Annotated in this window: 13 protein-coding genes; 2 read left to right on the top strand and 11 right to left on the bottom strand. The window is 59.2% G+C overall.

Annotation, left to right across the window (positions count from 1 at the left end):
- Nucleotides 1-14: 14 nt before the first annotated feature.
- The 9 genes from ACR3EN_RS13380 to ACR3EN_RS13340 form a co-directional block, all read right to left on the bottom strand.
- Nucleotides 15-749 (bottom strand): ATP-binding cassette domain-containing protein, encoded by a 735-nt coding sequence (locus ACR3EN_RS13380; protein ID WP_480821722.1) that lies wholly within the window; start codon nucleotides 747-749, stop codon nucleotides 15-17.
- The gene (locus tag ACR3EN_RS13375) at nucleotides 742-1,455 is read right to left on the bottom strand and encodes an ABC transporter permease (protein WP_480821720.1); all 714 of its coding nucleotides are present in this window, start codon (nucleotides 1,453-1,455) and stop codon (nucleotides 742-744) included. Before ACR3EN_RS13375 ends, ACR3EN_RS13380 begins: the two co-directional genes overlap by 8 nt.
- A 155-nt stretch (nucleotides 1,456-1,610) precedes the next feature.
- On the bottom strand, nucleotides 1,611-2,600 hold the full coding sequence (locus tag ACR3EN_RS13370; protein WP_480821718.1) for an ABC transporter substrate-binding protein: 990 nt from the start codon (nucleotides 2,598-2,600) through the stop codon (nucleotides 1,611-1,613).
- A gap of 54 nt (nucleotides 2,601-2,654) precedes the next feature.
- On the bottom strand, nucleotides 2,655-3,500 hold the full coding sequence (locus tag ACR3EN_RS13365) for an ABC transporter permease (RefSeq protein ID WP_480821716.1): 846 nt from the start codon (nucleotides 3,498-3,500) through the stop codon (nucleotides 2,655-2,657).
- The gene (locus ACR3EN_RS13360; protein ID WP_480821714.1) at nucleotides 3,497-4,429 is read right to left on the bottom strand and encodes an ABC transporter permease; all 933 of its coding nucleotides are present in this window, start codon (nucleotides 4,427-4,429) and stop codon (nucleotides 3,497-3,499) included. Before ACR3EN_RS13360 ends, ACR3EN_RS13365 begins: the two co-directional genes overlap by 4 nt.
- Entirely contained in the window at nucleotides 4,426-4,869 is a 444-nt protein-coding gene (locus ACR3EN_RS13355) for an N-acetyltransferase family protein (protein WP_480821712.1), read from the bottom strand. The genes ACR3EN_RS13360 and ACR3EN_RS13355 overlap by 4 nt, the downstream gene beginning before the upstream one ends.
- Nucleotides 4,859-5,656, bottom strand: coding sequence for an ABC transporter ATP-binding protein (locus tag ACR3EN_RS13350; RefSeq protein ID WP_480821710.1), 798 nt, complete (start codon nucleotides 5,654-5,656; stop codon nucleotides 4,859-4,861). The genes ACR3EN_RS13355 and ACR3EN_RS13350 overlap by 11 nt, the downstream gene beginning before the upstream one ends.
- A 55-nt stretch (nucleotides 5,657-5,711) precedes the next feature.
- Nucleotides 5,712-7,166 (bottom strand): dihydropyrimidinase, encoded by a 1,455-nt coding sequence (gene hydA, locus ACR3EN_RS13345; RefSeq protein WP_480821708.1) that lies wholly within the window; start codon nucleotides 7,164-7,166, stop codon nucleotides 5,712-5,714.
- Between the two features lie 90 nt (nucleotides 7,167-7,256).
- On the bottom strand, nucleotides 7,257-8,507 hold the full coding sequence (locus tag ACR3EN_RS13340; protein ID WP_480821706.1) for a Zn-dependent hydrolase: 1,251 nt from the start codon (nucleotides 8,505-8,507) through the stop codon (nucleotides 7,257-7,259).
- Nucleotides 8,508-8,678: 171 nt separating this feature from the next.
- On the opposite strand from ACR3EN_RS13340, the gene ACR3EN_RS13335 reads away from it, so the two are divergent.
- Nucleotides 8,679-9,287: a TetR family transcriptional regulator C-terminal domain-containing protein gene (locus ACR3EN_RS13335; RefSeq protein WP_480822409.1), complete on the top strand. Its 609-nt coding sequence runs from the start codon at nucleotides 8,679-8,681 to the stop codon at nucleotides 9,285-9,287.
- A 112-nt stretch (nucleotides 9,288-9,399) separates the two neighbouring features.
- Nucleotides 9,400-9,546, top strand: coding sequence for a hypothetical protein (locus tag ACR3EN_RS13330; protein WP_480821704.1), 147 nt, complete (start codon nucleotides 9,400-9,402; stop codon nucleotides 9,544-9,546).
- Between the two features lie 51 nt (nucleotides 9,547-9,597).
- On the opposite strand, the gene preA is transcribed toward ACR3EN_RS13330, so the two are convergent.
- Both preA and ACR3EN_RS13320 read right to left on the bottom strand, forming a co-directional pair.
- A complete protein-coding gene (preA, locus tag ACR3EN_RS13325) occupies nucleotides 9,598-10,902 on the bottom strand; it encodes an NAD-dependent dihydropyrimidine dehydrogenase subunit PreA (RefSeq protein WP_480821702.1) in 1,305 nt (434 codons plus the stop codon).
- 69 nt (nucleotides 10,903-10,971) lie between these two features.
- Nucleotides 10,972-12,306, bottom strand: a complete 1,335-nt coding sequence (locus ACR3EN_RS13320) for an NAD(P)-dependent oxidoreductase (protein ID WP_480821700.1) — start codon at nucleotides 12,304-12,306, stop codon at nucleotides 10,972-10,974.
- Nucleotides 12,307-12,429 lie beyond the last annotated feature (123 nt).

Below are 12,429 nucleotides of genomic sequence, written 5' to 3'. Positions count from 1 at the left end.
CCGTTTTACATAAATCAAGTGATTAAGCCGCCTGCCAGATACCGGCGCGACGCGCTGCTTTGGGGGGCCTCAAGCACCTGCCGGGCCGGTCCTTGTTCCACCACATGGCCAGCCTGCATCATGACGATGTCCGCCGCCAGTCGCCGTGCCTGTCCGATGTCATGTGTGACCATAACGATGCGTACCCCGCGCTCTGAGGCGCGCAGGATCATCCGCTCGATCATCTGTGTTGCATTCGGATCCAGCGCGCTGGTGGGTTCGTCCAGAAACAGAGTTTCGGGCCCAATGGCCAGCGCGCGCAAGATCGCCAGCCGCTGCGCCTCACCGCCCGACAGCGAGCGGGCGGACTGGCGCGCCTTGCCCTCAAGGCCGCCTTCCGCAAGCAATTCGGCGATCCGCTGTTTACGCAAGCTGCGCGGCAGGGCCTGACGTTTCAGCACAAAATCAAGGTTCGCTGCAACCGAACGCCGCAGCAGGACAGGGTTCTGGAACACCATCGCCTGGCGCGCCTTGTGACTCGCACCCAGGGGTTCCCCATCCTGACACACGCGCCCCCGATCCGGCACAATCAAACCATGCAGGCAGCGCAGCAATAGGCTTTTGCCCGCACCATTCGGTCCCAGTATCAAAGTCGGACCCGGTCCCCGCAGGCTGAGGCGCGAGACGTCCAGCAATGCCGTGCCGTTGCGACTGATATACAGATCGCGCACGTCAAGCGTGCCGGTTATTTCGGAGACGACGTCACGCATGGCGCAGCCCCTCCTGCTCGGCCCGCAGGGTCAGCGCGCTGACCATCGCGTTCACTGCGACCGCGATGCCGATAAGGATCGCCCCCAAAGCCAATGCCAGCGCCAGATTGCCTTTTGAGGTCTCAAGCGCAATCGTCGTGGTCATCACGCGGGTGACATGGTTGATGTTGCCGCCGACAATGATCACCGCGCCCACCTCGGCGATGGCGCGCCCAAATCCGGCCAGCAGAGCCGTGACCAACGCAAGGCGCGCATCCCACAGCAGCACCGGGACCGAAGCCAGACGGGATACGCCCAGTGAGCGCAACTGCTCGGAATATTCCTCGGCCAACATCTCGACCACCTGCCGGGTCAAGGCCGCTACGATGGGCGTCACCAAAACCACTTGCGCGATGATCATGGCTGTTGGCGTATAAAGCAGTTCCAACACCCCCAGCGGACCTGAGCGGGACAGCATCAGATAGACCAGCAGCCCGACGACAACCGGGGGGAAGCCCATCAGCGCGTTCATCAGGATGATCAGCGCCCGCCGCCCCGGAAACCGCGCAACCGCCAGCGCCGCCCCGACGGGCATCCCGATCGCAGCCGAAATCAACACGGCAAACACCGAGACCCGCAAAGAGAGCAGGACAATCGCCCAAAGCTCTGCATCCCCGTTCAGGATCAGAGCCAACGCGTGACTGAATTCCGATGCAAATCCCTGCATTTCATTCCAATAATTTGGCATATCATCGCGAAATGCCTTAAATTACATAGAAATACTAATTCATCAGCCAAACAAGTACAGACACAAAACCGACACCCCAAAGAAAAACGCGGCCCCCGAGGGGACCGCGCCTAAGAAGTCGATGCGCGCCGCCGCTAGTTCAGCGCCCCATCGGTGATTTGATGCGTCCAGGCCCCCTCGGGCTGGGCGGTAATCACCGGATCAGAGCCACCCGCCAGCAGTGTCGCCACCGTGCGCTCGAAATCCGCAGGGTCCAGCGCGCCATTCGATCCAGCGGTCAGCTTGGCGATCTCACCCATCATGCGCTTTTGGTGCTCTTCCGTCTGTGCGCCGGTCGCGTCATTTTCAAGCACGATATCGGCGGCCTCATCCGGATGCTCTTCGGCGTATTTCCAGCCCTTCATCGAGGCACGTACGAAACGCTGCATCTTGTCGACAAAAGCCGCATCACTCAGATTCTCTTCCAGCACGTACAAACCGTCTTCAAGTGTGGCCACGCCCTGGTCTTCGTATTTGAACGTCACCAGTTCCTCGGGCGCGACGCCCGCATCAATGACCTGCCAGTATTCGTTGTAGGTCATGGTGCTGATGCAATCCGCCTGCCGCTGCAACAGCGGATCAACATTGAATCCCTGTTTCAGCACCTCGACACCGTTCTCGCTTTTGCCGCCGGTGTCGATGCCAAGCTGGCTCATCCAGCTCATGAACGGGAACTCGTTACCAAAGAACCAGACGCCCAGCGTGCGGTTCTTCAGATCATCGGGCGAGGAAATCCCGGCATCCTTCCAACAGGTCAGCATCATGCCTGAGCTTTTGAACGGCTGCGCGATATTCACCAGCGGCAGGCCCTTTTCCCGCGCCGCCAGCGCAGCGGGCATCCATTCCACGGTGACGTCTGCACCGCCACCTGCAATCACCTGAGTGGGTGCGATGTCAGGGCCACCGGGCAGGATGGTGACGTCCAGCCCCTCTTCCTCGTAGAACCCTTTGTCCTTGGCCACGTAGTAGCCCGCGAACTGTGCCTGCGTCACCCATTTCAGCTGCAATGTGACCTCATCCGCCGACCAGGCCGTGGTGGCGGCCAGGCTGAAGGCGGCAACCGCCCCGCTAAGTAGCTTCTTCATCTTCAAGTCTCCTAGTTGCTAGTTATCGCCCCGTTGGCGGGGTCTGTTGAATTCTTATCCTCGCTGCGATGGGTGCCAGAAGGTCACCGTTTTTTCGAGCAGAGCCACGAGCCCATAAAATGCCGTCCCGGCCAGCGCGGCCACGACGATCTCGGCCCAGACAAGGTCGATCGACAAACTGCCCACACCGGTCGAGATACGAAACCCCATACCCCGGGTCGGTGAGCCGAAATACTCGGCCACGATAGCACCAATTAACGCCAGCGTCGTCGCGATCTTGAGCCCGTTGAAAATGAACGGCATCGCCGCAGGCAAGCGCAGCTTCAGCAGCGTTTGCATATAGCTGGCCGCATAGGTTCGCATCAGGTCGCGCTGCATCGCGTCCGCCTCACGCAGGCCCTGAACAGTGTTCACCAGAATGGGAAAGAACACCATGACCACGACCACCGCGGCCTTGGATTGCCAGTCAAACCCGAACCAACTGACCAGAATGGGGGCAATGCCGACGATCGGCAATGCGGCCACGAAGTTGCCGATGGGCAGCAGCCCACGGGTCAGAAAGACAGAGCGGTCAATCAGGATTGCAGTCAGAAAGGCGGCGACACTGCCGATGGCAAAGCCGGTAAAGGCCCCCTTGAACACAGTCTGCTTAAAGTCCTGCCACAGAATATCGGTCGAGCTTGCAAAGGTTTGCGCCACCATCGAAGGCGGTGGCAGAATGACCGGAGAGACATTCAGCCCACGGACCACCCCTTCCCACAGGATCAGCAGCGTGACGCCAAACAGCACAGGCACAAAGACGCGCACGCCTTTCGAGTCACGGTAGATCGAACGCGCCAGCCAAGCATTCAGCGCCCAAGCACCCGCCCAGAAGATCAGCGCAAAAATCAGCCAGCTCATGCGCTCATCCCCATGCGTTTCAGGGTGATCCTCTGCAGAATATCCAGCAAGGTCACCAACAGACCGGCCAGGATGGCCGCCGCGAAAAGGGCCGCCCAAATCGCCAGAGGCGTACCAAACTGATCGCCGATCAGGATGCGCGCGCCAAGGCCCGAAATCGCTCCGGTCGGAAGCTCACCCACTATGGTCCCGACCAAAGCCGCCGCGATTCCAACTTTGAGCGAGGTGAACAGATACGGCACCGAAGACGGCAGGCGTAGTTTCAGGAACGCCTGCAATCCGGTTGCGTTGTAAGTCCTGAGCAAGTCGAGCTGCGACACAGCGGGGGATCGCAACCCTTTGACCATGCCGACCAGAACCGGGAAATAGCACAAATAGGCCGAAATGATCGCCTTGGGAACGCCGCGTCCCTGTATCCCCAGTTGGGAACTCAGCACGATTATCATCGGGGCCAAGGCCACAATCGGAACCGTCTGGCTGATGATCGCCCATGGCATCAGGCTCATATCAACCACGCGGGAATACACGATCGCAACGGCAGCCAGAATGCCAACCGTCGTGCCAAGCACAAAGCCCCACAGCGTCGATTGCAACGTGATCCAGCTATGATAGATCAACGACCGCTTCGACATCGCGCGACCTTTCATCGCCATCTCTGCGGTGGTTTTCCACAGCTCCTGCCCCACCTGAACCGGCGTCGGCAAACGTGGGCGATCCAACGCATACCCCAGCGCGATCTGCGAGGGGTTCTGCGCCATCAGAACCCAGACCGAGATCTGCTGACGATCCCGCGAGGCTTCGGGTGTCACGGTTTCCCCCGCCCGCTGTGCCTGATCCAGCGAGACGCGGATATTCATCGGCGCAACGGCCAGATACCAAAGCACAGCAATCGCACACAAAACCGCCATAACCGAGAGGAACTGCTTCATGCGCGCCACTCCATCCGGTAAACAGCGACGGTATCGGGCGGCACCGGAGGTTCCTCTGCGATGATCTCAAACCCCTCGCGTTGATAGAACCTTTGCGCACCCCGGTTCGGGATATGCGTAGTCAGCCACAGGAAATCACGCCCCTCCTTGGCCTTGTCAACAAAGCGCTTGCCAAGCCCCTGCCCGGTTCGGCGGCAGTACAGCGCTCCAATCTTATGCTCTTTTGGATCCACCGACATGTAACCCTCTACCGAATCTCCGACGACCCAGATATCGCGTGCATCGAAGGCTTCTTCGATCAGGGCCGTCAACTGTCCGACGGACAGTTCATCAGGCATCCATTCCGTCTGGCACAGCCAATCGTGCACGACTTTGGCACAGGCTGGCACCTCATGGCGCGCCGCACGCCTGATCTGGTATGAGGCCTCATCAGTCGTCATAGGAGCGCCCTGCCCGCAACCCATCCCGCACCCGATGCGCGACCTCGATGAATTCCGGCGTATCCCGAATGTCCAAGGGCCGCTCTTTCGGCAGAGGGCTGTCGATCACATCCGTAATCCGCCCGGGCCGTGGGCTCATCACCACGATCTTGGTGCTTAGATATACCGCTTCGGGGATCGAGTGCGTTACGAACCCAATGGTCTTTTCCGTGCGCGCCCATAGATCCAGAAGCTGTTCATTTAGGTGGTCGCGCACAATCTCATCCAGCGCACCAAAGGGTTCGTCCATCAACAGGATGTCCGCATCGAACGCAAGCGCCCGCGCGATACTGGCCCGCTGCTGCATCCCACCCGAAAGCTGCCACGGAAACTTGCCACCAAATCCCTTCAGATCAACAAGTTCCAGAACACTCTTCACCCGCTCGTCCTGTTCCGCAGCAGAATACCCCATGATCTCAAGCGGCAGTTTGATGTTCTTCGCAATCGTCCGCCACGGGTACAGCCCAGCGGCCTGAAACACATACCCATATGCCCTGTTCCGACGCGCCTCATCGGGGGTCATGCCGTTGACGGTCAAAGACCCGCCGGTCGGATGCTCAAGCGCCGCGATACAGCGCAAGAAGGTGGTCTTGCCACAGCCCGAAGGGCCGATGAAACTGACGAAATCACCCTTGTCGATTGTCAGGTTTACGTCTTTCAGCGCGTGGACGGGCCCGTCATTCGTCTGAAACGTAAGATCGAGCTGGCTTGCCTCAACGACCGGCTGAGTAGTATTTTCTGTATTCATTCCATTGCCTTGAAGAAACCCGAACCCGGATCACCAAACGGTTGGATCAAAGACCTTAAACCCCCGTCGCCGGTATCCCCGTCCGCTCTACTGGGCGCGGAGCCGTCAGCTCCTTCCAGGTACTTAGTGCCTTGTTCACATGTGTATTCGCCTCACGTGCCACAAACGTCCCATGCCCTTCCTGAGTTTTGATCTCGCCATCATGCACCGCCACCGCGCCTCGGGTCAGAGTGAACCGGGGCAAACCGCGCACCTCTTTGCCCTCAAACACGTTGTAATCAATCGACGATTGCTGAGTATCCGCGCTGATCACCTTGGCCTTGTCCGGGTCCCAAACCACCAGATCCGCATCAGCACCGACCAGAACCGCCCCCTTTTTCGGATAACAATTCAATATCTTGGCGATATTCGTTGAAGTGACGGCCACGAACTCGTTCGGAGTCAACCGCCCGGTATTCACCCCATAGGTCCACAGCATCGGCATCCGATCCTCCAGCCCTCCGGTGCCGTTCGGGATCTTGGTGAAATCGCCCACACCATAGCGTTTCTGCTCGGTCGTAAAGGCACAATGGTCCGTGGCGACCACGCTCAACGTCCCCGATTGAAGACCATTCCAAAGGCTGTCCTGATGCTGCTTATTCCGGAACGGAGGGCTCATGACCCGCCGCGCCGCATGTTCCCAATCGTGGTGGAAATACTCGCTCTCATCCAAGGTCAGGTGCTGGATCAGAGGTTCTCCCCAAACCCGCTTGCCCTGCATCTTGGCCCGCCGAATAGCCTCATGCGCCTCTTCGCAGGACGTATGCACAACGTACAAAGGCACGCCAGCCATATCCGCAATCATGATCGCGCGGTTGGTCGCCTCACCTTCAACCTGCGGCGGGCGCGAATAGGCATGCGCCTCGGGGCCCGTATTGCCCTCGGCCAACAGCTTGGCGCTCAACTCAGCCACCACATCGCCATTCTCGGCATGCACCATCGCGGTACCGCCCAACTCCGCCAGGCGTTTGAACGATGCAAACAGCTCATCGTCATTCACCATCAGAGCGCCTTTATAGGCCATAAAATGTTTGAACGTGTTGATACCGCGCGTCTCGATGACGGTTTTGATGTCATCAAACACCTGCTCGCCCCACCAGGTTACGGCCATATGGAAGGAATAGTCACAATTCGCCCGTGTCGATTTGTTGTCCCAACGCTTCAACGCATCCAGCAGACTCTCACCCGGATTGGGCAGCGCAAAATCCACAACCATCGTGGTTCCACCCGCCAAAGCCGCGCGCGTCCCGCTTTCAAAATCGTCGCTGGAATAGGTCCCCATAAACGGCATCTCTAAATGCGTATGCGGATCAATCCCCCCCGGCATCACATAACAGCCGGTCGCATCCAGTTCCTTGTCACCCCGCAGGTCTGGGCCAATCTCGGTAATCACCCCACCCTCAACCTTCACATCCGCCATATAGGTCAGATCAGCGGTCACAACGGTTCCGTTCTTGATCACAGTGCTCATCTTAAACTCCCTGATGCGGTCTGCGCCGCTTGCTTCATCTGGCTAAAAATATCCCGGGGGAGCGCCCCTAGGCGACGGGGGCAGAGCCCCCTATTCCACGATCTCGGCCGTCTCAACGACCGCGTGAAACAGAACATCCGCACCGGATGCAGCCCACTCCTTGCTGATCTCTTCAGCTTCATTGTGACTCAACCCATCCACGCAAGGGCACATTACCATCGCCGTCGGCGCGACCCGGTTGATCCAGCAGGCATCATGCCCGGCACCCGATATGATATCCGTATGCGAATACCCCAACCGCTCGGCCGCATCGCGCACGGCGGCCACGCAGCCCTCATCGAATTTCACCGGGTCAAAGCCGCCGACCTTCTCGAACTCGATCTGCAAACCCATCTCATTGACAATATCCTCTGCCGCGACCCGCAACCGGTTCTCCATATCGGTGATCACCTCCAACTCGGGCGAGCGGAAATCGACCGTAAACACCACCTTGCCCGGGATCACGTTGCGCGAGTTCGGATAGACATCAATATGCCCGGCAGCCCCAACCGCATGGGGTGCATGCGACCACGCAATCTCGTCCACTTTCTCAAGAATACGCGCCATCGCCAGCCCGGCATTCTTGCGCATCGGCATCGGAGTGGACCCTGTATGCGCATCCTTGCCGGTCACAGTGATTTGGGTCCAGCTCAAGCCCTGACCATGGGTGACGACACCGATATCCTTGCCTTCAGCCTCAAGAATTGGCCCCTGTTCGATGTGCAACTCAAAGAAAGCGTGCATCTTGCGCGCACCGACCTGTTCATCACCACGCCAGCCAATACGGTTCAGTTCATCTCCCAACGTCTTGCCTTCGGCATCCTCTCGCGCGTAGGCCCAGTCCTGAGTGTGCATTCCGGCGAACACACCTGATGACAACATCGCCGGGGCATATCGCGTCCCCTCTTCGTTGGTCCAATTCGTAGCCACGATAGGGTGCTTAGTCTTGATGCCCAGATCATTGAGCGTGCGAATAATCTCCAACCCGCCAAGCACACCCAGCACGCCGTCATATTTACCGCCCGTAGGCTGGGTATCCAGATGCGAGCCCACATAAACCGGCAGGGCCTCGGGGTCCGTCCCCTCGCGATGGGCAAACATGTTCCCCATCTGATCCAGACCCATGGTGCAGCCGGCGTCCTCGCACCATCGCTGAAAAAGCGCACGCCCTTCAGCATCTTCATCCGTCAGTGTCTGACGATTGTTGCCGCCCGCAACGCCCGGGCCAATTTTGGCCATCTCCATCAGGCTGTCCCACAACCTGTCGCCATTGATCCTGAGGTTCTGCGCCGGAGCTGCCATCCTGTTCTTCCCTATCGCTTGCGATTTGGCTCGCTTTTGATGTCTTGATTTGACCATCTGGTCAAACTCACGCTATCACGGGTTCGATATCAGTCAAGAAATTGCAGTGCCCTGCCGGAATTTTCGACATATTCAGCACCCGACTGGCCGAAAAAGAGACATCAGGTGAACATGCCCAAAGACCGCGCCCCAACCCGGATCCAGCAGAAAAACCGCGCCGCCATTCTGGACGCCGCCCTGAACGTGTTCTCAGCCCATGGGTTTCGCGGCGCAACCGTCGACCAGATCGCGGCCGAGGCGGGCCTCAGCAAACCCAACCTGCTGTATTACTTCCCCTCGAAAGAGGCGATTCACACCGCCCTTCTGTCCGGCCTGCTCGAGGTCTGGCTGGCCCCATTGCACACGCTTGATGAAACCGGCGACCCGCTTGAAGAGATCCTGTCCTATATCCGCCGCAAGCTTGAGATGAGCCGCGATCTGCCCCGCGAGAGCCGCCTGTTTGCCAATGAACTGGTTCAGGGCGCTCCGCGCATTCACGAGTCGCTGTCGACGGATCTGAAGAAACTGGTCGATGCAAAAACCGCGATCCTGACCGACTGGATGGATCAGGGAAAAATTGCGCGTGTTCATCCCTATCACCTGATCTTCTCGATCTGGGCGCTGACCCAGCACTACGCCGATTTCGACGTCCAGGTCCGCGCCATTCTGGGAGAGGAAGACCCCTTCGACGGTGCCGGATCATTTGTCGAAACCCTCTACAGAAAACTGCTGACGCCTTAAGGGAGGATTAACCCTGTTGGGCAAAGCTCCCGGCATGATAACCCGCAGGCCAAACCCCGATCCTTGGATCACCCAACTTTTTGCATCCCGCGCTGCACGTTCAGGCGCAGTCGTGCGCCGCTCGGTAGCGTGGGTCGAGCGCGAAGTGGGCCACACGGCCTTTCAGAGCGAAGTCAAACGGCGCGGATACCACCTGATCCGCACCGCCAACCAATACATCGTCATCTGCCACAACGGCCCCATCGACATCCTGTTCTGAGAAAATTCGTCGAATTTTCTCACCCAAGATTTTTCGAAGAAAAATCTCCCTCTACTCAGCCGCCTTAGCCATCGGATTGTTCGGATGCGTTGTCCAATTCGCGTATTCGGGTTCAACGACCTTTCCAGTACGCGGATCAACCTCTCCGGCAGCCATCGGCACCATCGAGATACAGCCTTCGACCGGGCACACATCTACGCAGAGATTACAGGCCACGCATTCCTCGTCGATCACCTCGAACACCCGATCCGCCGACATCGAAATCGCCTGATGACTGGTGTCTTCACAGGCGGCATAGCAGCGGCCGCATTTGATGCACTGATCCTGATCGATCTTCGCCTTGGCGATGTAGTTCAGGTTCAGATACTGCCAGTCCGTCACGTTGGGCACCGCACGCCCGATCACCTCATCGATGCTGGTATAGCCCTTCTCATCCATCCATTCTGACAGGCCAGCGGTCAGTTCATCGATAATCTTGAACCCATAGGTCATAGCGGCGGTACAGACCTGAACGGTGCCGCAGCCCAACGAGATAAACTCAGCCGCATCTCGCCATGTCGTTACCCCTCCGATGCCAGAGATCGGCAGACCATGTGTCGCCTCGGCCCGCGCAATCTCGGACACCATCGACAGCGCAATCGGCTTCACCGCCGGACCACAATAACCGCCGTGACTTCCCTTGCCATCAATCGAGGGCTCGGGGCTGAACGTGTCCAGATTGACGCTGGTGATCGAGTTGATCGTGTTGATCAACGACACCGCATCCGCGCCACCGTTTCGCGCGGCCGCCGCCGGTTTGCGGATATCGGTGATATTCGGCGTCAGCTTTACGATCACCGGGCGGTCATAATACTGCTTGCACCACCGGGTGACCATTTCGATATATTCCGGGACCTGCCCAACGGCAGACCCCATGCCCCGCTCGCTCATCCCATGCGGACAGCCGAAATTCAGCTCGATCCCATCCGCGCCGGTCTCGGCCACGCGCGGGAGGATGGCTTTCCAAGCCTCTTCCTCACACGGCACCATGAGGGACGCAATCAGCGCCCGATCCGGGTAATCCGCCTTGACCCGCGCCATCTCTTCAAGGTTCACCTCAAGCGGGCGATCGGTGATCAACTCGATGTTGTTGAGCCCCAGCAACCGCCGATCCGCCCCATAGATCGCCCCATAACGCGGCCCGTTCACATTCACGACCGGAGGTCCCTCGGCCCCCAGCGTCTTCCACACAACACCGCCCCATCCGGCCTCAAAAGCGCGGCGCACGTTGTATTCCTTATCCGTCGGCGGCGCAGACGCCAGCCAGTACGGGTTCGGGCTCGATATTCCCAGAAAGTTTGTCGTCAAATCAGCCATTTATCCGGCCTCCCTGATGCAGATGTGCATCTTCATCTTTTCATAAATACTCATTGCGCCGCCCGACCATTACGCGCTCAGGCTGGCATGGATGTCCATCGCGGCGTCGCGTCCTTCGGCCACGGCGGTCACCGTCAGGTCTTCACCTCCGGCGGCGCAATCTCCGCCAGCCCAGACACCGTCTATCGACGTGCGTCCGGCCCCGGTCACAGCGATTTTGTTGCCGTCCAGCGTCAGTCCTTCGGGCGCACCATCCAGCGTCTGACCAATGGCCTTCAGAACCTGATCCGCCGGCACCCGCACGGTCTCACCCGTGCCTGTCAGGCGGCCATCCTGACTGACAGTATACTCCAGCTCGATCTCTGCCGCTGCCCCGTTTCCATGCACAGCCACCGGCTGCACGTTGCACAAAATCCGAACCCCGTGCGACGCGGCCAGATCCTGTTCATACCGGCTGGCCCCCATCGCATCGCGGCCCCGGCGATAGGCGATGGTCACATGCTCGGCACCCAGCAGTTTTGACTTCACAGCCGCGTCCACCGCCGTCATCCCGCCGCCGATCACGACGACGTTCCGGCCCACCGGAAGATCCGCCAGATCGCTGGCCTGACGCACATCCGAGATGAAATCGACCGCAGCCCGAACGCCATCCTTATCAACGCCGTCGGCACGCAGCGCGTTCACACCGGCCAAGCCGATCGACAGAAACACCGCATCATAGTTCTGCAACAGCCCGTCCAGCGAGATTGCCTCACCCAGAACCGAGCCCGTCTCAATCGCGATGCCACCGATCTTTAGCAGCCAGTCCACCTCGGCCTGCGCGAAATCGTTGGTCGATTTATAGGCCGCAATTCCGTACTCGTTCAGCCCACCGGCTTTGGGCTTGCTTTCGTGGATCACCACATCATGCCCCAGCATCGCCAGACGATGCGCACAAGCCAGACCCGCGGGCCCGGCCCCAACAACCGCAACCGTCTTGCCCGTCGCGGCAGCACGTTCAAACGGATGCGCGCCCGAGGCCATCACATCGTCCGTCGCGAAACGCTGCAGGCGTCCGATCTCGACCGGTTTACCTTCGGCGGCCTCGCGCACGCAGGCCTCTTCGCACAATGTCTCGGTCGGACAAACCCGCGCACACATGCCACCAAGGATATTCTGTTCCAGAATGGTCTGCCCCGCCGCCTTGGGCTGGCCCGCCTGTATTTGACGGATGAACAGCGGGATATCGATATCCGTCGGACAGGCCGTCACGCACGGGGCGTCATAGCAGAAATAGCAACGATCCGCGGCCACCGCAGCCTCATGCGGGGCCAGTGGCGGATGCAGATCGGTGAAATTCGAGGTCAGCTCATCGCTGGAAAGCCGCCCGGAGACGATCCCGGGTGCCATCTGGCCCTGTGCCATCACTCTACTCCCTGTAGATATGTTTGTTATGCGCTCCAGCTTGCCACAATCTGGTTTTTTATCAATTGGTAAAATTTGCCAACTGGTCAAAAAATGAAAAATCCGGGCACCATGGCCCGGATT

This window comes from Ruegeria sp. G7, assembly GCF_056535465.1.
Note: the sequence above shows the minus strand (reverse complement) of the source record. Positions and strands in the feature narration are given on the sequence as shown.

What these genes read in the sequence shown, in the direction of transcription:
- ACR3EN_RS13375 (WP_480821720.1), bottom strand. Translation starts at nt 1,455, where the DNA reads ATGCAGGGATTTGCATCGGAATTCAGTCACGCGTTGGCTCTGATCCTG.
- ACR3EN_RS13360 (WP_480821714.1), bottom strand. Translation starts at nt 4,429, where the DNA reads ATGAAGCAGTTCCTCTCGGTTATGGCGGTTTTGTGTGCGATTGCTGTG.
- hydA (WP_480821708.1), bottom strand. Translation starts at nt 7,166, where the DNA reads ATGAGCACTGTGATCAAGAACGGAACCGTTGTGACCGCTGATCTGACC.
- ACR3EN_RS13380 (WP_480821722.1), bottom strand. Translation starts at nt 749, where the DNA reads ATGCGTGACGTCGTCTCCGAAATAACCGGCACGCTTGACGTGCGCGAT.
- ACR3EN_RS13335 (WP_480822409.1), top strand. Translation starts at nt 8,679, where the DNA reads ATGCCCAAAGACCGCGCCCCAACCCGGATCCAGCAGAAAAACCGCGCC.
- ACR3EN_RS13370 (WP_480821718.1), bottom strand. Translation starts at nt 2,600, where the DNA reads ATGAAGAAGCTACTTAGCGGGGCGGTTGCCGCCTTCAGCCTGGCCGCC.
- ACR3EN_RS13320 (WP_480821700.1), bottom strand. Translation starts at nt 12,306, where the DNA reads ATGGCACAGGGCCAGATGGCACCCGGGATCGTCTCCGGGCGGCTTTCC.
- preA (WP_480821702.1), bottom strand. Translation starts at nt 10,902, where the DNA reads ATGGCTGATTTGACGACAAACTTTCTGGGAATATCGAGCCCGAACCCG.
- ACR3EN_RS13365 (WP_480821716.1), bottom strand. Translation starts at nt 3,500, where the DNA reads ATGAGCTGGCTGATTTTTGCGCTGATCTTCTGGGCGGGTGCTTGGGCG.
- ACR3EN_RS13355 (WP_480821712.1), bottom strand. Translation starts at nt 4,869, where the DNA reads ATGACGACTGATGAGGCCTCATACCAGATCAGGCGTGCGGCGCGCCAT.
- ACR3EN_RS13340 (WP_480821706.1), bottom strand. Translation starts at nt 8,507, where the DNA reads ATGGCAGCTCCGGCGCAGAACCTCAGGATCAATGGCGACAGGTTGTGG.
- ACR3EN_RS13350 (WP_480821710.1), bottom strand. Translation starts at nt 5,656, where the DNA reads ATGAATACAGAAAATACTACTCAGCCGGTCGTTGAGGCAAGCCAGCTC.